Source organism: Halomonas daqiaonensis (assembly GCF_900109725.1).
Taxonomy (GTDB): Bacteria; Pseudomonadota; Gammaproteobacteria; order Pseudomonadales; family Halomonadaceae; genus Halomonas; species Halomonas daqiaonensis.
Window position 1 is genome coordinate 90,911 of sequence record NZ_FOBC01000011.1, and the last position, 17,821, is coordinate 108,731.

General features: G+C 65.3%; 20 protein-coding genes and 1 tRNA gene. 16 read left to right on the forward strand and 5 right to left on the reverse strand.

From position 1 onward, the window contains the following. Positions 1-81 precede the first annotated feature (81 nt). A complete protein-coding gene (locus BMY30_RS10535) occupies positions 82-1,155 on the forward strand; it encodes a sensor domain-containing diguanylate cyclase (protein ID WP_089713387.1) in 1,074 nt (357 codons plus the stop codon). Positions 1,156-1,287: 132 nt separating this feature from the next. Here BMY30_RS10535 and BMY30_RS10540 read toward each other — a convergent pair whose 3' ends face one another. The 4 genes from BMY30_RS10540 to BMY30_RS10550 form a co-directional block, all read right to left on the reverse strand. Next, positions 1,288-1,593: an addiction module antidote protein gene (locus tag BMY30_RS10540; protein ID WP_089713389.1), complete on the reverse strand. Its 306-nt coding sequence runs from the start codon at positions 1,591-1,593 to the stop codon at positions 1,288-1,290. Continuing rightward, entirely contained in the window at positions 1,590-1,757 is a 168-nt protein-coding gene (locus BMY30_RS18170; RefSeq protein ID WP_244516185.1) for a type II toxin-antitoxin system RelE/ParE family toxin, read from the reverse strand. The genes BMY30_RS10540 and BMY30_RS18170 overlap by 4 nt, the downstream gene beginning before the upstream one ends. A 4-nt stretch (positions 1,758-1,761) precedes the next feature. Further along, entirely contained in the window at positions 1,762-1,923 is a 162-nt protein-coding gene (locus BMY30_RS18175; RefSeq protein ID WP_244516186.1) for a hypothetical protein, read from the reverse strand. 262 nt (positions 1,924-2,185) lie between these two features. Further along, positions 2,186-2,272 (reverse strand) — tRNA-Leu (locus tag BMY30_RS10550). Positions 2,273-2,411: 139 nt separating this feature from the next. Between BMY30_RS10550 and queA the strand changes: the two genes are divergently transcribed. The 5 genes from queA (at position 2,412) to secF (ending at position 7,988) form a co-directional block, all read left to right on the forward strand. Further along, positions 2,412-3,467 (forward strand): tRNA preQ1(34) S-adenosylmethionine ribosyltransferase-isomerase QueA, encoded by a 1,056-nt coding sequence (gene queA / locus BMY30_RS10555; RefSeq protein WP_089713391.1) that lies wholly within the window; start codon positions 2,412-2,414, stop codon positions 3,465-3,467. A 66-nt stretch (positions 3,468-3,533) separates the two neighbouring features. Further along, positions 3,534-4,652: a tRNA guanosine(34) transglycosylase Tgt gene (gene tgt, locus BMY30_RS10560; RefSeq protein ID WP_211607303.1), complete on the forward strand. Its 1,119-nt coding sequence runs from the start codon at positions 3,534-3,536 to the stop codon at positions 4,650-4,652. Positions 4,653-4,718: 66 nt separating this feature from the next. After that, positions 4,719-5,054, forward strand: coding sequence for a preprotein translocase subunit YajC (gene yajC, locus BMY30_RS10565; protein WP_089713395.1), 336 nt, complete (start codon positions 4,719-4,721; stop codon positions 5,052-5,054). Between the two features lie 150 nt (positions 5,055-5,204). After that, a complete protein-coding gene (secD, locus tag BMY30_RS10570) occupies positions 5,205-7,055 on the forward strand; it encodes a protein translocase subunit SecD (protein ID WP_089713397.1) in 1,851 nt (616 codons plus the stop codon). A gap of 9 nt (positions 7,056-7,064) precedes the next feature. After that, the gene (gene secF / locus BMY30_RS10575) at positions 7,065-7,988 is read left to right on the forward strand and encodes a protein translocase subunit SecF (RefSeq protein WP_089713399.1); all 924 of its coding nucleotides are present in this window, start codon (positions 7,065-7,067) and stop codon (positions 7,986-7,988) included. Between the two features lie 193 nt (positions 7,989-8,181). On the opposite strand, the gene BMY30_RS10580 is transcribed toward secF, so the two are convergent. After that, positions 8,182-8,976 (reverse strand): inositol monophosphatase family protein, encoded by a 795-nt coding sequence (locus BMY30_RS10580; RefSeq protein ID WP_089713401.1) that lies wholly within the window; start codon positions 8,974-8,976, stop codon positions 8,182-8,184. A 145-nt stretch (positions 8,977-9,121) separates the two neighbouring features. On the opposite strand from BMY30_RS10580, the gene BMY30_RS10585 reads away from it, so the two are divergent. From BMY30_RS10585 to ispG, 10 genes are all read left to right on the forward strand, one after another. Further along, complete coding sequence (locus BMY30_RS10585; RefSeq protein WP_089713403.1) at positions 9,122-9,868, forward strand: RNA methyltransferase; 747 nt, start codon at positions 9,122-9,124, stop codon at positions 9,866-9,868. An 82-nt stretch (positions 9,869-9,950) separates the two neighbouring features. Continuing rightward, positions 9,951-10,829 carry a serine O-acetyltransferase gene (gene cysE, locus BMY30_RS10590; RefSeq protein ID WP_089713405.1) on the forward strand — a complete coding sequence of 293 codons (879 nt, stop codon included), beginning with the start codon at positions 9,951-9,953 and terminating at the stop codon, positions 10,827-10,829. Positions 10,830-10,911: 82 nt separating this feature from the next. Beyond that, on the forward strand, positions 10,912-11,379 hold the full coding sequence (gene iscR / locus BMY30_RS10595; protein ID WP_089713407.1) for a Fe-S cluster assembly transcriptional regulator IscR: 468 nt from the start codon (positions 10,912-10,914) through the stop codon (positions 11,377-11,379). Positions 11,380-11,436: 57 nt separating this feature from the next. Next, positions 11,437-12,594: an aminotransferase class V-fold PLP-dependent enzyme gene (locus BMY30_RS10600; protein WP_089713409.1), complete on the forward strand. Its 1,158-nt coding sequence runs from the start codon at positions 11,437-11,439 to the stop codon at positions 12,592-12,594. A 25-nt stretch (positions 12,595-12,619) separates the two neighbouring features. Continuing rightward, complete coding sequence (locus tag BMY30_RS10605) at positions 12,620-12,946, forward strand: HesB/IscA family protein (protein ID WP_089713411.1); 327 nt, start codon at positions 12,620-12,622, stop codon at positions 12,944-12,946. 188 nt (positions 12,947-13,134) lie between these two features. Further along, on the forward strand, positions 13,135-13,563 hold the full coding sequence (ndk, locus tag BMY30_RS10610) for a nucleoside-diphosphate kinase (RefSeq protein ID WP_089713414.1): 429 nt from the start codon (positions 13,135-13,137) through the stop codon (positions 13,561-13,563). Between the two features lie 61 nt (positions 13,564-13,624). Continuing rightward, entirely contained in the window at positions 13,625-14,752 is a 1,128-nt protein-coding gene (gene rlmN / locus BMY30_RS10615) for a dual-specificity RNA methyltransferase RlmN (protein ID WP_089713416.1), read from the forward strand. A gap of 121 nt (positions 14,753-14,873) precedes the next feature. After that, complete coding sequence (gene pilW / locus BMY30_RS10620; protein ID WP_089713418.1) at positions 14,874-15,602, forward strand: type IV pilus biogenesis/stability protein PilW; 729 nt, start codon at positions 14,874-14,876, stop codon at positions 15,600-15,602. A gap of 48 nt (positions 15,603-15,650) precedes the next feature. Further along, positions 15,651-16,670, forward strand: coding sequence for a RodZ domain-containing protein (locus tag BMY30_RS10625; RefSeq protein ID WP_089713419.1), 1,020 nt, complete (start codon positions 15,651-15,653; stop codon positions 16,668-16,670). Between the two features lie 10 nt (positions 16,671-16,680). Next, positions 16,681-17,796: a flavodoxin-dependent (E)-4-hydroxy-3-methylbut-2-enyl-diphosphate synthase gene (ispG, locus tag BMY30_RS10630; RefSeq protein ID WP_089713421.1), complete on the forward strand. Its 1,116-nt coding sequence runs from the start codon at positions 16,681-16,683 to the stop codon at positions 17,794-17,796. Positions 17,797-17,821: the final 25 nt, after the last annotated feature.

Sequence of the window (17,821 nt, forward strand, 5' to 3'; positions counted from 1 at the left end):
TTGTGACTTGCTGCAAGACCACTGTCCTCACACCGGCACCCATGAACGCCATGTTTGCCCTATCGGAGCGCGTTCCCGCCCATGCCAAGCCCAACCACCATGCCCAGCAACGTCGACACTTACTCGTCCAAGTACGAGAAGCAGCGATTACAGGCACTTGCCAACTACCAGGTCCTCGACACGCCGGAGGAATCGGCGTTTGATGAAATCGTCGAGGTGGCCTCGATCATCTGCGAAGCGCCCATCTCGGTGGTCAACTTCGTTGATCGTGATCGGCAGTGGTTCAAGTCGGAAAAGGGGCTCGGCGTACGAGAGACCCCGCTGGATGTCTCGATCTGCAAGCATGCCATCCTCCAGCCGGGCCTGTTCATCGTACCCGACACCACCCAGGATCCGCGCTTCGCCAACAATCCCCTGGTGACCGGCAAACCTCACCTGCGCTTCTATGCCGGCGCACTATTGGAAAGCCATGATGGCTATCCGCTGGGGACGCTCTGTGTACTCGACTATCAGCCCCGCGAGCTGACCGAACGCCAATGCTTCGCTCTCCAAGCCCTCGCCAACCAGGTGATGGCGCATCTGGAATTGATGCTGGCCCATCGCGAACAGGCCGAATTGATACTTGAGTTGAAGACAACGCGACACGAGCTGGCCAAGCGCGCCGCCACCGATCCGCTCACCGGCCTGCTCAACCGTCGGGACTTCGAGCAGCGCCTCAACCAGGAATTGGCACTGATTCAGCGTGGCGCTCCCCCGGCTGCCCTGATCCTGATCGACCTGGACCACTTCAAGAAGGTCAACGATACCCTAGGGCACCAGGCGGGGGATAACGTCCTCCTGCGTTTTACCGAACTGTGTCGGGAAGCATTCCGACAGAGCGATGTGATTGGTCGCTGGGGCGGCGAGGAATTCGTGGTCATGCTGCCCGGCTCCAGCTTGGCGGAAGCCCAGCAAGCCGCCGAGCGGTTTCACGAACTCCTGGCCACCACGCCAATGCTGGAGGACACCTCTCCGCCGCTTTATATCACCGCCAGCGCTGGAGTTTGCTCACTGACCGGCTCCAGCACCCTGGATGAGTGCTTGCTCAGAGCCGACGAGCTTCTCTATCAAGCCAAGGAGCAGGGCCGCAACCGTACGGTCTGCGAGGAGCAGTGAATGCCCCTTATACCCTTGAATTCAAGCAGTAAGCTGTAAACGGCAACGACGAAAACCCCAATACCTATCCGAATAATTGAAATGTACTTGGGCGATACGGGATACCACCTCTTGCCACACTCGTCGGCTTCCTCATGAGGCATGATGCGTCAGGTCGCGGAAGTGAATGCCTGTCGCCTTTATGACGGCGGTCATGGTTCGCAGGGTAGGGTTGCCCTTGGGTGACAACGCTCGGTAGAGGCTTTCGCGTGAGACCTTGGCACGCTCAGCCACGGCAGCCATACCGCCCTGGGCTTCCACCACATGGCGCAGCGCCATCAGAAAGGCAGACTCTCCACCCTCCTCGTCCAGCTCGTCGAAGGCAGTGCGAAGGTAATCGAGCGCCATGTCAGGATCGTCGCGCAGCATCTCAATCACAGCGGTGTCGTGGCTTTTCATGTCCGTGCTCTCCTTCGATGGTCAGCTAGAAACGCCTTGGCCTGCTCAATGTCGGCCTGCTGGCGCTTCTTGGTGCCGCCGATCAACGACATCACCAGGCGCCTGCCCACTTTGGCGTAGTACACGCGGTAGCCAGGACCATAGTCGATTCGCAGCTCCTGCACTCCGTCACCAACGGCCTTGGCATCGCCGGGCATTGCCAGCGGCCAGGCGGTTCAGGGGAGTCAGTACCCGCATGGCGGCCTGACGATCCTTGCCCTTGGTCGTATCCAGCCAGGCTTGGAAGGAGTCATGGCAATCAGCGGTCAGGTAGTGCGTTAGCTCCATCATCAAGAGCATTGTAGCCTAAAAGCTACAGAAGGAAACGGCAACGAAACGAACTCAGATCAGCTCACACATAGCAAGAGTCCGGGCGTCAGCGTCCCCTGGTCCCGGTGGAGCGTCGCAAGCACCTTCGTAATAAACGCTCGAGACCAAGACACCTCGATGCACTTGACGCTTTGCTCGGAGCACTTGTTGCGAAGCACACGGGCATGCAAGTAACAATACAAACAGCCGCCCATAGGCGGCTGTTTCAAATACGGTTTAAGGCTGGTACCGGCGGTCGGACTCGAACCGACAAGGGCTTGCACCCGGCGGATTTTGAATCCGCTGCGTCTACCAATTCCGCCACGCCGGCAACGCGAGTGGCATTATACGTGGGCGCCGGTGCAGGTCAATCGGCCGGCTGACTTCCCTGCCTCGAGAAGGTATCCTGTCGGGCTTTTGTGCGGCTCGCCGAGTCGCCAGACACGCCTAGAGCCGGACCGAAACGCCCCATGCAACGCGCCGATTTCCACTATGCGCTCCCCGAGGAGCTGATTGCCCGCTACCCCTCCGAGCAGCGCAGCGACTGTCGTCTGCTGTGCGTCGATGGCGCGAGTGGCGAGCTGGCCCACCGTCGCTTCACCGACCTGCTCGAGCTGCTCGAGCCCGGCGACCTGCTGGTGTTCAACGACACCCGGGTGATTCCCGCTCGCCTGCACGGCCACAAGGCCAGCGGCGGCAAGGTGGAGATGCTGCTCGAGCGCCCCCTGGACGCCCATCGCGGCCTCGCTCACCTGCGCAGCAGCAAGTCGCCGAAACCCGGTACCGAGATCGAGTTCGAGGGGGGAATCCGCGCCGTGGTGGAGGGTCGCCGCGAGGCGCTTTTCGAGCTTCGCTTCCTGGGCGAGACACCACTGATCGCGCTGCTCGAGCAGCACGGGCACATGCCGCTGCCGCCCTACATCACCCGCGAGGACGAGCTGGCCGACCGCGAGCGCTACCAGACCGTCTATGCGCGCCGCGACGGCGCGGTGGCCGCCCCCACGGCGGGGCTGCACTTCGATGAGCCGCTGCTCGAGGCCCTGGCCGCCAGGGGCGTCGAGAGCGCCTATGTCACCCTGCATGTGGGGGCGGGCACCTTTCAGCCGGTGCGCGCCGACGACATCCGCGAGCATCACATGCACAGCGAGTGGATCGAGGTCAACGAGACCGCCTGCGAGCAGGTGCGCGCCGCCCGCGCCCGGGGCAACCGGGTCGTGGCCGTGGGTACCACCAGCGTGCGCTGCCTGGAAAGTGCGGCTAGAGAAAGCGCCTGCCTGAAGAGCAACGATGGCCAGATCGCCCCCTACTGCGGCGAGACCGATATCTTCATCTACCCGGGCTACGAATGGCGCTGCGTCGATGCGCTGATCACCAACTTCCACCTGCCGGAGTCGACGCTGTTGATGCTGGTTTCCTCCTTTGCCGGATTCGACACGACCCTGGCGGCCTACCGCGAAGCCGTGGCCGAGCGCTACGCCTTTTTCAGCTATGGCGATGCGATGTTCCTGACCCGCAAGGAACGCTGAGATCGATCATGCGGCGTTGGGCGCCCCTTGCCAGACATTGAGATTCTCATGCGAGACGAAAGCTTCATGACATTCGAGCGCCTGGCCAGCGATGGTAGGGCGCGCCGCGGTCGACTGACCTTTCCCCGCGGCACCGTGGAGACCCCCGCCTTCATGCCGGTGGGCACCTACGGCACCGTCAAGGGTATGACGCCGGTCTCCGTGGAGGAGATCGGCGCCGAGATCATCCTCGGCAACACCTTCCATCTCTGGCTGCGCCCCGGCACCGAGGTGATCGAGGCCCATGGCGACCTTCACGACTTCGCCCAGTGGGACAAGCCGATCCTCACCGACTCCGGCGGTTTCCAGGTCTTCTCGCTGGGCGCCATGCGCAAGATCACCGAGCAGGGCGTGCACTTCCGCTCACCGGTGGATGGCGCCAAGGTGTTCATGGGTCCCGAGGAGTCCATGGCCGTGCAGCGCTCGCTGGGTTCCGACGTGGTGATGATCTTCGACGAGTGCACCCCCTACCCAGCCACCGAGCGCGAGGCTGCCCGCTCAATGGAGCTCTCGCTGCGCTGGGCGAAGCGCTCCCGGGAGGCCCATGGCGACTCTCCCTCGGCGCTATTCGGCATCATCCAGGGCGGCATGTACCCCGAGCAACGCGAGGCGTCGCTCAAGGGCCTGCTGGAGATTGGCTTCGATGGCCTGGCCATCGGCGGCCTCTCGGTGGGCGAACCCAAGCACGAGATGAACGAGGTCCTGGACTACCTGCCCACCTGGATGCCTGATGACACCCCGCGCTACCTGATGGGCGTGGGCAAGCCTGAGGACCTGGTGGAGGGCGTGCGCCGCGGCATCGACATGTTCGACTGCGTGATGCCTACCCGCAACGGCCGCAACGGCCACCTCTTCACCGCCGAGGGCACGGTCAAGATCCGCAATGCCAAGCACCGTTTCGACACTCGACCGCTGGAGGCGGGCTGTGACTGCTACACCTGCGGGCACTTCTCGCGTGCCTACCTGCACCATCTCGATCGCTGCGGAGAGATGCTCGGCTCGATGCTCAATACCGTTCACAACCTGCGCCACTACCAGCGCCTGATGGCCGGTTTGCGCGGTGCCATCGAAGCGGGTACATTGGCGAACTTCGTGGAAGGCTTCTATGCGCAGCGCGGCCTGCCTGTTCCTCCCACACCAAATTGACCCACGGCCGGCCCGCAAGGCCGGCCGTAGAACATACGGCTTTCATCACTCAGGAGATTGTCATACATGCTGGACTTCTTCATTTCCCCGGCCATGGCCCAGGACGCCGGCGCCGCCGGTGGCGGCATCGCCCAGATCGTCATGCTGGTCGGCTTCGTGGCCATCTTCTACTTCCTGCTGTGGCGCCCCCAGGCCAAGCGTGCCAAGCAGCACAAGCAGCTGATCGGCAACCTCTCCAAGGGAGACGAGATCGTCATCGGCGGCGGCATGCTGGGTCGCATCACCAAGGTGAGCGACGACAGCGAGTTCCTGAGCATGGAAATCGCCGAAGGCACCGAGGTCAACGTGCAGAAGAACGCCGTGGCCGCCGTACTGCCCAAGGGCACGCTCAAGTCCATCTGACCCGGGCGTCTTCCCGCCTCCACCGCGGCCCCTTCCGGGCTGCGGCGGGGCCGCCCTGCGGCCGCTGCGGCAGGAGCCGCGCGACCGGCTCCCGCCCTCACCGGTCGCCTCGTCAACCTCCAACGTCCGCAACCTGAGGTCAGGGCTCCCATGCTCAACCGTTACCCCCTGTGGAAGTATCTGCTGATACTCGTCGTGCTTCTCGCCGGCCTGGTCTATTCCCTTCCCAACCTCTTCCCCGAGGACCCGGCGGTCCAGATCAGCAGCGAACGGGGCGACGCCACCATCGATGCGCGCCAGCTGGAGCGCATCCGCACTTCCCTCGGCGAAGCCGGTATCGACATCCAGGCCGTGGAGGAGCAGCCCAGCAGCGCGCTCATCCGCCTCTCCGATGCCGACGACCAGCTCAGGGCCCGCGACCGCATCAGTGACATGCTGGGTGACGAGTACGTGGTGGCGCTGAACCTGGCCGAGTCCACGCCAGCCTGGCTGCAGTCGCTCTCCGCCTCGCCCATGACCCTGGGCCTCGACCTTCGTGGTGGCGTGCACTTCCTGCTGGAAGTCGACATGGACGCCGCCCTGGAGCAGCGCCTAGAAGTCAACGCCAGCGCCATGCGCGAACAGTTGCGCGGCGAACGGATCCGTTATCGCGATACCGAGATCGAAGAGCGCACCATCTCCATGGCCTTCGCCAATGCCGAGGACCGCGACGAGGCGCGCAGCCTGATCGCCCGCGAGTTCCCCGACTTCGACTACCAGAGCGTAGGCGAGGACCGCGGCGCCCGCCTGGTCATGACCATGAGCGACCAGGCCGTTCAGGAACTCCAGGACTACGCCATCAACCAGAACCTCACGACCCTGCGTAACCGGGTCAACGAGTTGGGCGTGGCCGAGCCACTGGTGCAGCGGCAGGGGCCGGACCGTATCGTCGTCGAACTGCCGGGCGTGCAGGATACGACCGAAGCCAAGCGCATCGTCGGCGCCACCGCCAACCTCGAGTTCCGCCTCGAGGCGCGCCCCGACACCCCGGAGAACGAGACCGAGACGATCCCGTTCCGTAATAGTCCCAATCGCACGGCCGAACTGATGCGCGACGTGATCATCACCGGCGACAGCGTTTCGAATGCCAATCACAGCTTCGACGAGAACGGTCGTCCCCAGGTCAACATCGACCTGGACGGTACCGGCGGCACCCTGATGAACCGCGCCACCCGCACCAATATCGGCCGCAACATGGCCGTGGTCTATATCGAGCACAAGACCCGCGACACTACCGTGACGGTGGACGGCGAGGAAGTCGTGGAGCGCGAGCCCTACACCGAGCGCGGCATCATCAGCCTGGCAACCATTCAGAGCGCCCTGGGCAACAGCTTCCGCATCACCGGGCTCGATTCGCCCACTGAAGCCGCCGAACTCGCCCTGCTGCTGCGCTCCGGCTCACTGGCGGCGCCCATTTACTTCGTACAGGAACGCACCATCGGGCCCAGCCTGGGCGCCGAGAATATCGAGCGCGGCGTGATGTCGGTGCAGATCGGCCTGCTGCTGGTGGTGCTGTTCATGCTGGTGCGCTACAAGGTGTTCGGCGTCTTCGCCAACATTGCCCTGGCGCTCAACGTGACCCTGCTGATCGCCGCCATGTCGCTGCTCGGGGCCACCCTGACCCTGCCCGGCATCGCAGGTATCGTGCTGACGCTGGGCATGGCGGTGGACGCCAACGTGCTGATCTTCGAACGCATACGCGAGGAGCTGCGCACGGGGCTGTCGGTGCAGCAGGCCATCTCGGCCGGCTACGAGCGTGCCTTCACTTCGATCATTGATGCCAACATCACCACGCTGCTGGTGGCGGTGATCCTGTTTTCCATCGGCACCGGGCCGGTCAAGGGCTTCGCCGTGACCCTCTCGCTGGGGATCCTCACCTCGCTGTTCACCGCTCTGATGGTGACGCGGGCGATGGTCAACCTGACCTACGGCGGCAAGCCGGTCAAGAAGCTCTGGATATAAGAGGTAGCAATGAAATCCCTCGTCAACCGACAGATCGACTTCATGGGCAAGCGCCGGATCGCCTTCGCGATCTCGGGCCTGATGCTGCTGGTGTCGATCGCCTCGCTGCTGTTCCAGGGACTCAACCTGGGACTGGACTTCACCGGCGGCACCTTGGTGGAGGTCCGCTACGCGGTGGCGCCCTCGCTGGATGCCATTCGCCAGACCCTGGAGAGCAGCGGGTTCCGCGACGTCTCGGTGCAGACCTTCGGTGCCTCCACCGAGGTACTGATCCGCCTGCAACAGGCCTTCGATCCGGATGTCGGCGAGCAGGTGGTAAGCCTGCTGCGCAACCTCGGTGACGATGTGCAGCTGGTGCGTGCCGAGTTCGTCGGCGCCCAGGTGGGCGACCAGCTGCGCGATCAGAGCGGCATGGGCCTACTGGTGGCGCTGGGCATCGTGATGCTCTACGTGGCCGCCCGCTTCCAGTACAAGTTCGCCATCGGCGCGCTGCTGGCGCTGCTGCACGACGTGGTCATCGTGGTCGGCATCTTCTCGCTGTTCCAGTTCGAGTTCGACCTCACCGTACTCGCCGCCCTGCTGGCAGTGATCGGCTACTCGCTCAACGATACCATCGTGGTCTACGACCGCATCCGCGAAACCATCCGCAAGTCACGCATCGATGACATGCCGGCGATCTTCAACGAAGCGATCAACATGACCCTGTCGCGGACCCTGGCGACCTCCGGCACCACGCTGCTGGTGCTCTTCGCGCTCTTCTTCCTGGGCGGTGACATGATCCACTTCTTCTCCATCGCCCTGATCGCCGGCGTGGTGGTGGGGACCTTCTCGTCCATCTACGTGGCCTCAGCGCTGCTATTGACCGTGCATCTGGATCGCGAGGACCTGATCCCGGCGAAGAAGGAAGATCCCGAGGCAGAGGAATTGCCCTAGCGCCGAGCGCCGAGCGCCGAGCGCCGAGCGCCGAGCGCCGAGCGCCGAGCGCCGAGCGCCGAGCGCCGAGCGCCGAGCGCCGAGCGCCGCAGAATGATGCCTCGATTATCGTGATCACCAACGAAAACCCCCACCGGAGCCTATCCGATGGGGGTTTTCCTTACCTTGGCGCTTTTAGCTCGGCGCTTGGAGCTTAAAAGTGCGGCTTGAGCTGCTGCACCAGCGCCTTGTAGAGGCGCGGTCCGGCGGCCATCAGGCGGCCCTCGATCTCGACACTCGGCTGGCCATCGGGTGTGCCCATCAGGGCGCCGCTCTCCTTGAGCAGCAGCGAGCCGACGTGAAGATCCTGCTCCTCCAGGCCCAGCACGAAGGCGGCATCCGCACGCCCTGCCGCCAGCTCGGCGATGTCGAGAAGGCCGCTGCCCGAGGCACGCTGGAGCTCGATCTGCGGGCCAAGCTGCTGTACCAGGGTCAGGTAGGAGGGCAGGAACCGCGAGCGCAGCCAGGTCTCGGGCAGGCTCATGGCGATCCGGGTACCGTCCACGGCGGTGTTCTTCGACACGCGCAGACGCTTGCCGTTGAGCTGGGCACCGCGCCCACGGCTGGCCAGGTATTCGTCATCGCTGAAGGGACAGATCACCACCGCATGCTCCGGGCGGCCCTTGACGAGACACACCACCGACAGCGCGAAGCCGGGGGCGGCGACGCTGAGGTTGGAGTAGCCGTGGAAGGGTTCGATCCTCCATAGGGTGTCGGCGCCCTCGCCTTCACCGGCGCGGTGAGGGGTGAAGCGTCCTTCGATGCCGTGCTCGGGGTAGCCGCGGGCGAGCTGACGGGCGATCAGCGTCTCGGCATTGCGGGCGGCATCCTCGAGCAGGCGGTCGAGGTTGTGCTCCTGGTGGGAGTTCTCGATTCGCTCGCGGATGCGCAGAAACTGTTCGCCGGCGCTGCGTGCCGCACGCAACGCGAATTGGACCATCGGATGCATGATCGGGCCTTGGGGAGTCGGTGGTGTTAAAGAACGGGACGGCGCGCATCCTAGCAGAAGCGCGCGGGGCGCGCCATTCGACGCACCCGGCCGGCGTGATAGAATCGTTCGCTTTCGCCTCTCTCCAGGATCTACAGGCCCCACCATGCTCGAGCGCATTCGCATCGTCCTGATCGGCACCAGCCACCCCGGCAACATCGGCGGCACGGCCCGCGCCATGCACAACATGGGGCTGGCTGACCTGGCCCTGGTGGCGCCGCGCTGCGAGCCACTCACCGCCGATACCGTGTCCCGCGCTTCGGGCGCCGATCACATCGTGCATGGCGCCCAAACAGTGGAAACCCTGGAGCAGGCGGCCAGCGACTGCACCCTGGTCGTCGGGGCCAGCGCCCGCTCGCGCACCCTGCCATGGCCGATGATCACCCCCCGCGCCCTGGCTGACCGACTTCCTACGGAGCTGGCCAGTTCCGAGGCACGTGTCGCGCTGGTCTTCGGCCGCGAGGACAGTGGCCTTTCCAACGCGGAGCTGCAGCGCTGCCATGCCCATGTGCACATCCCCACCAACCCTGACTTCAGCTCTCTGAACCTGGCCGCCGCGGTGCAGGTGCTGGCCTATGAATGCCGACAGGCCTGGCTTGCGCAGCAGGAAATGCCCGGTGAGGCCGACATGGCACCGGCCCAGCCGCTGGCCAGCCACCAGGAGCTAGAGAACTACTTCGAGCACCTGGAGCGCACCCTGGTCGCCATTGGCTTTCACGACCCGGCCACCCCGCGTCAGCTGATGGCCCGGCTGCGTCGCTTCACCCTGCGGGCCCGCCCCGAGCGCATGGAACTCAACATCCTGCGCGGCATCCTCACCGCCACCGAGCAGCATGCCGAACGCCGCGACTAGAGCAGACGCAACTTGAAGCCGGCTCACCGCGCCCCCACTATGAAGGCCATTCCCCTTCGCCCCGCCACCCAAGGACCGCTGCATGCTTGAACGTCTGCGCGAGGACATCAACAGCGTATTCGCCCGCGACCCGGCGGCACGCAACTTTCTGGAAGTGTTGACCAACTATCCGGGCCTGCATGCTCTGCTCATCCATCGCTGCAGTCACTGGCTGTGGCGGAAGAACCTCAAGTGGCTGGCGCGTAGCCTCTCCAGTTTCTCACGCTGGCTGACCGGCATCGAGATCCACCCCGGGGCGACCATCGGCCGACGGTTCTTCATCGACCACGGCATGGGCGTGGTCATCGGCGAGACGGCCGAGGTGGGCGACGATGTCACCCTCTATCAGGGCGTGACCCTGGGCGGAACCAGCTGGAACCAGGGCAAGCGCCACCCGACCCTGGAAGACGGTGTGATCATCGGTGCCGGCGCCAAGATACTGGGCCCCTTCCGCGTGGGTGCCGGGGCCAAGATCGGTTCCAACGCCGTGGTCACCAAGGAAGTGCCTGCCGGCGCCACCGTGGTCGGCATTCCCGGCAAGGTGGTGCAGCGCGTCGATCCGGACCAGGCCGAGGAGCTGGAAGTGGATCCGGCGCGTCGCGAGGCGATGCAGCGCAAGTTCGGCTTCGATGCCTACGGCGTCAGCCAGGACATGCCCGACCCGGTGGCCCGCTCCATTCAGGCGATGCTCGATCACATGCACGCCGTGGACGAGCGAATCGAGCGCATGTGCTCGACACTGCGCAAGGTCGACGCCAACTACCGTGACGGCCGCCTGCCGGAGCTGCGCGACGAGGACTTCGCCGAGATCCTCGCCGACGTGGACAGCTGCTGCCCACCCCGAGAAGAGCAGGACGAGCGGAGCGCGGATGACTCGGCTCAGGGCGACCAGGACGCGGCCCCTCGCCGGCACAATGGTTGACCGCGATACTCGGTCTTTACCATAATGGCGGATCACGTTCATTGACTGCCGACCCGCGTGTCGGTGCCGAGGTGAGTTCCTCATGCGCCTGACCACCAAGGGACGCTACGCCGTCACCGCCATGCTCGACCTGGCCATGAATGCCGACACCGGCCCCATCAGCCTCGCCGACATCTCGAAACGTCAGGAGATCTCGCTCTCCTACCTGGAGCAGCTGTTCGCGCGGTTACGGCGTGCCCGGCTGGTTGACAGCGTGCGAGGCCCGGGCGGCGGCTACTTGCTGGCCCAGGCAGCGGAGGGCATCACCGTGGCCCAGGTCATCGAAGCGGTGAACGAGTCCGTGGACACCACCCGCTGCGGCGGGCTATCGGATTGCCAACAGGGCGACACCTGCCTGACCCACCACCTGTGGTGCGAACTCTCCGAGCACATCCACGACTTCTTGCAGAAGGTCACCCTGGCCCAGTTGGCCGGGCGCGGGGAGATCCAGGCCATCGCCAACCGCCAGCGTGGCCGGTGGGATGACGGCATCCTTGCTTCCACCACCTGAATCGCCGTCACTGTCACCCCTTCCCGCAGCCCGATTGCATAGCAGAACAGCGAACCCATGATCGCACCCGTCTACCTCGATTATGCCGCCACCACCCCGGTCGACCCGCGGGTCGCGGAGGTCATGAGCCAATATCTGACCCTCGACGGCATCTTCGCCAACCCCGCCTCGCGCAGTCACATGCTCGGCTGGCAGGCGGAGCAGGTCGTAGAGAGTGCCCGCCGCCAGGTCGCTGACCTGATCGCTGCCGACCCCCGCGAGATCGTCTGGACCAGCGGCGCCACCGAGGCCGACAACCTCGCGCTGACCGGCTTCATGCGGGCCAATCGCGCTCGTGGTCGCCACCTGGTGACCTCCATCGTCGAGCACAAGGCGGTGGTCGACACCGCCTCGGCGCTGGAAGACGAGGGCTTCGAGGTGACCTGGCTGACACCGGGCCGTGACGGACGTGTCACGCCCGAGCAGCTGCGCGAGGCCATGCGCGACGATACCGTGCTGGTCTCGCTGATGGCCGTGAACAACGAGTTGGGCGTCATCCACGATCTGGCGGCGCTGGCCGAGGTGACCCATGCCTTCGGTGCCACCTTCCATGTGGATGCGGCCCAGGCGATGGGCCGCATCCCGCTGGACGTCAGCCGGCTCGGCATCGACCTGATGTCACTCTCCGGCCACAAGGCCTACGGCCCCAAGGGTATCGGTGCCCTCTACGTGCGGCGCAGCCCCGACATCCGCCTGGAAGCGCTGATCCACGGCGGCGGCCACGAACGCGGAATGCGCTCCGGGACCTTGTCCACCCACCAGATCGCCGGCATGGGCCAGGCCTTCGCCATCGCCGCTGCCGAAGGCGGGGCCGACCAGGCGCGCATCACCGCGCTGCGCGACCGCCTGCTCGAGGGGCTCGGCAATCTCGACGGCATTCACCACAACACGGCGGTCGAGGTGGCGGTCCCCAACATCCTCAACCTGGCCTTCGAGGGAATAGAGGGCGAGTCGTTGCTGATGGCGTTGCGCGACATCGCGCTGTCCACCGGCTCGGCCTGCAACTCGGCGAGCGTCGAGCCCTCCTATGTCCTGAAGGGCATCGGCCTGCCGCGCCCCCTGGCGCTGGCCTCGCTACGCTTCAGCTTCGGCCGCTTCACCACCGAGGCCGACATCGATCGCACACTGGATGCCCTGCGACACGCCCTGGGAGGGCTGCGTCGCCGGGCGGTCTGACCCTACCCCATTCAGGAGAGAGACCATGGCGCACCTTTCGATCACCAATGCCGCCGCCGAGCAGATCCATCGGGTGCTCGATGAGCGGGGCCACGGCCTTGGCCTGCGGGTCTCGGTCAAGCCCAGCGGCTGCTCCGGCTACAGCTATGTGCTCGACTTCGCCGACGAGGCGGCCAATGACGACGTGACCTTCGAGGAACACGGCGTGACGGTCTTCGTCGCCCCCGAGGCCCTGGAGATGCTCGATGGCAGCGAAGTCGACTATGTCTCGGAGGGGCTCAACCGCTTCTTCCGTTTCAACAACCCCAACGTCAAGGACCAGTGTGGCTGCGGCGAGAGCTTCAGCGTCTGAACGATTGTTCAACGCCGGCCCGGGGCGTTATACTCCCCGCCCGGTTCGGCGACCGCTGCAGACACGCCGGCCCATCTTATCCGATTTGCAGTGCCGCCCTCTCCCCTGCGGAGCCTAGGGCGGTGCGTCGCTATCCATCGCACCTGCATCCATAGCAACTTCATCCAGCCAACCGGAGACATGCCCCCATGGCCAACCAGCGCACCCTGTCCATCATCAAGCCCGATGCCGTCGCCAAGAACGTGATCGGCGAGATCGAGAGCCGCTTCGAGAAGGCCGGCCTGAAGATCGTGGCCGCCAAGATGCTGCAGCTCTCCGAGGAAAAGGCCGGCGGCTTCTATGCTGAGCACAAGGAGCGGCCTTTCTTCAAGGACCTGGTCGGCTTCATGACCTCCGGGCCGGTGGTCGTGCAGGTGCTCGAGGGCGAGGACGCCGTGGCCAAGAACCGCGACCTGATGGGTGCCACCAACCCCAAGGAAGCCGCACCCGGCACCATCCGCGCCGACTTCGCCGAGACCATCGACGCCAACGCCGTGCATGGCTCCGATTCCCCGGAATCCGCCGAGCGCGAGATTGCCTATTTCTTCGAGGCTGATGAGATCTGCCCGCGCGGCTGATCATGCCTCTCCCGCGGGGGTGGCCTCACCCCCGCCTTGCTCCAACGACTCGCTGACCGCCATGACCGCCACCACTGTTCCCGCTCTCACCAACCTGCTCGGCATGACTCGCGAGGAGATGGAAGCCTTCTTTCTCTCCATCGGCGAGAAGAAGTTCCGTGCCGCCCAGGTGATGAAGTGGATCCATATCGAGGGCTGCGATGACTTCGCGGCAATGACCAACCTCTCCAAGGCGCTGCGCTCGCGCCTGGCCGAGGTCGCCGAGATCCGCGGCCCGGGTGTGGTCTACGAGGGCAGCTCCAGCGACGGCACCCGCAAGTGGGTACTCGAGGTGGAGGACGGCAGTTACGTGGAGACGGTGCTGATTCCCGCCGACAACGGCAAGCGCCGCACCCTGTGCGTCTCCTCCCAGGTCGGTTGCTCGCTGGACTGCAGTTTCTGCTCCACCGGCAAGCAGGGCTTCCAGCGCAACCTCACCGCTGCCGAGATCATCGGCCAGGTATGGGTGGCCCAGCGCAGCGTGGGCCCGCGCCGCAACACTGCCAACCGCCCCGTCACCAACGTGGTGATGATGGGCATGGGCGAGCCGTTGTTGAACTATGACAACGTCGTGCCGGCGATGAAGCTGATGCTCGACGACGACGGCTACGGCCTCTCCAAGCGTCGCGTCACGCTCTCCACGTCGGGCGTGGTGCCGATGATCGACAAGCTCGGCGACGAGCTCGACGTGAGCCTGGCCATCTCGCTGCATGCCGCCAACGACGAGCTGCGCAACGAGCTGGTACCGCTCAACCGCAAGTACAACATCCGCTCCCTGCTCGACGCCTGCCAACGCTACCTGGCCAAGTGCCATGACACGCGGATGGTGACCATCGAGTACACCGTGATCAAGGACGTCAACGACCAGCAGGAGCACGCCGAGCAGCTCGCCGCCCTGCTCGAGGAGCTGCCGTGCAAGATCAACCTGATCCCGTTCAATCCTTTCCCGCACTCGGGATACGAGAAACCGTCGCGCAACCAGCTGATGCGCTTCCAGCAGTGGCTCTATGAGCTGGGCTACACGGCACCCATCCGCACCACCCGCGGTGACGACATCGATGCTGCCTGCGGCCAGCTGGTGGGCCGCGTCAAGGATCGCACCAAGCGCCACGAACGCTATATCCAGTCCATCCAGATCGACGCCGACTGACCGGGGGCGCCTTGACTTCAACCGGGCTCGGCGCTTTGATGGACGGGCCTTTTTTCACCGCCGGCCGCGTGTCGAGAGCCAACCACGGCGACCGGTTCCGCGCCCACCCGGAGAGGATGCCATGACTCGTCGCCAGCACATGATCGGCCTGAGGCAGATACCCGCCGCCACCATGCTGCTGGCCTCGCTGTGGCTGACCGGCTGCGCCACCCAGACCAACCTGGCCGGGAGCAGCGGCAACGAGGCCGCCGAGGCCTATACCCGTCTCGGTGTCGCCTACCTCGAACGCAACAACCTGCAGCGCGCCATGAATGCCCTGGATCGTGCCCTGGAGATCGAACCCCACGATGCCGAGGCTCTGCAGGCCATGGCCATGGTCTACCAGCGCCAGGGCGAGACAAAGTTGGCCGGCGAGACCTTCCGACGCGCCGTCGAGGCCGACTCGTCGTTCACCCGGGCACGCAACAACTACGCCGCTTTCCTGTATGATCGTGGCCGCCTGGCCGAGGCCTGCGAGCAGCTCGAACAGGCCTCCCGCGATACCCAGTACGACAACCGCGGCCAGCTGTTCGCCAACCTCGGCCAGTGCCGGCTCGAGATGGGCGACATCGAGGCCGCCCGCGAGAGCCTGGCCCGCGCCCAGGCCATCGCCCCGCGTCGATCGCGCAGCTACTTGCTGTTAGCCGAACTCGAGTACACCCAGGGCAACCTCGAGCGCGCCGAGCAGCAGCTCGAAACCTATATGCGTCTGGCAGGCCCTCGTGCCGAGGCCCTGCGCCTGGCCCGTGACATCGCCCGGGATCGCGGCGACCCGGCCACTGCCAGCTTCTATGCCGACCAGCTGGAGTGATCCCATGCCGGGCTCTGACCACCGTTTTCTGACCAAGGATGCTCAGCCATGAGCGACATTCACACCGATGATGCCGCCGAGACCGCACCACGCCAGGCCTCGCCGGGCGAGATGCTGCATCGCGAGCGCGAAGTCCAGGGGCTCGACCGCGAGGAGGTCGCCGCCGCCCTGAACTTGCGGCCGGCGGTGATCCGTAGCCTGGAAGAGGACAGCTACGAGGAGGTGCCGATTGCCACCTATCGTCGAGGCTACCTACGCGCCTACGCCAACTTGCTGGGCATCGATGATACCCCGGTGCTGGAGGCCTATCGCACCCTCTACGGCAGCGATGATGCCATCCAGCGCAAGGTCACCCCGGTTCAGGTCACCCGGCCGCCTTCGCGCCTGGGCGTCTGGCTGTTCCGCCTGATGACCCTGCTGGTACTGGCCGGCCTGATCGGCCTGACGCTGATGTGGTGGCAGAGCCGCGGCGGCAACGAGCCACCGGGCATCGGTGATAGCGATCCGGTAGCCGTCGATAGACTCGATGGCTCCAGCGTCGTTACCGATTCCGCCAATCCGCCCCCCGAAGCCGAGCCGGAGAGCCTGCCGCCGCTGCCTGAGGAAGACATCGAGGCCATCACCGGCACGGAGGCGATCGCCACCGAGACGCCGCAGGATGACGCCGGCCCCGACCCCGCCCCGACCGAGGAGGTCGATACCGGCCTCGCCGAAACGGCCGTGGACGAGGACGCCGCCGAGGTGGGTGCTGCGGAGGAAATTGCCACAGAGCAAAGTGCCACGGAGGAAAGTGCGCCCGAGGAGCCGACCGCCCCGGAGCCGGACCCTCGCCTGCTGGAGCTGACCTTCAACGAGCAGTCCTGGACCGAGATCTTCGACGCCAATAACCAGCGCATCTTCGTCGGCCTGCAGGAACCTGGCACCACCGCCAGCGTCGAAGGCGAACCGCCGTTCCGCATGACCGTGGGCAACGCCACCGGCGTCGAGCTGGTCTGGCAAGGCGAGCCCGTGGACCTCGAGGCCCGCGCCGGTGCCAACAATGTCGCCCGCTTCACCCTGGGAGAATGATTCCGTCACCATGCACGCACAATCCCCCATCGTTCGCCGCAAATCGCGCCAGATCCATGTCGGCAAGGTGCCGGTCGGGGGCGATGCCCCCATTTCCGTCCAGAGCATGACCAATACCGATACCCTGGACGTGGCCGCCACCGTGGCCCAGATCCGCCAGCTCGAGACCGCCGGCGCCGATATCGTGCGCGTCTCGGTGCCCGACATGGACGCCGCCGAGGCCTTCGGGCGCATCAAGCGCGAGGTCGAGGTGCCGCTGGTCGCCGACATTCACTTCGACTACAAGATCGCCCTGCGCGTCGCCGAACTCGGCGTCGACTGCCTGCGCATCAACCCCGGCAATATCGGCAAGGAAGAGCGCGTTCGCGCCGTGGTCTCGGCCGCCCGCGACAACGGTATCCCGATTCGCATCGGCGTCAATGCCGGCTCGCTGGAGAAGGACCTGCAGAAGAAATATGGCGAGCCCACGCCCGCGGCCCTCGTCGAGTCTGCCATGCGCCATATCGACCACCTCGACCGCCTCGACTTCCCCGACTTCAAGGTCAGCGTCAAGGCCTCCGACGTCTTCATGGCCGTGGCCGCCTATCGTGATCTGGCCACGCGCATCGAGCAGCCACTGCACCTGGGCATCACCGAGGCCGGTGGGCTGCGCTCGGGCACTGTCAAGTCGTCCATCGGGCTGGGCATGCTGCTGATGGACGGCATCGGCGACACCATCCGCGTCTCGCTGGCGGCCGATCCGGTCGAGGAGATCAAGGTCGGCTATGACATGCTCAAGAGCCTGCGGCTGCGCAGCAAGGGCATCAATTTCATCGCCTGCCCGAGCTGCTCACGCCAGAATTTCGACGTCATCGCCACCATGAACGCCCTCGAGGAGCGTCTCGAGGACGTCATGACGCCACTCGACGTCTCGGTGATCGGCTGTGTGGTCAACGGCCCGGGCGAGGCGAAGGAGAGCGATATCGGCCTCACCGGCGGCAGCCCCGCCAACCTCGTCTACATCGACGGCAAGCCGGCGAGCAAGCTGCGCAACGACCACCTGGTGGACGACCTGGAGCGGATGATCCGTGACAAGGTCCGCGAGAAGCAGCAGGCCGAACAGGATGTCATCGCCCGGGACGCCTGAACGGCGTCCGGCGAGAAGACAAGGA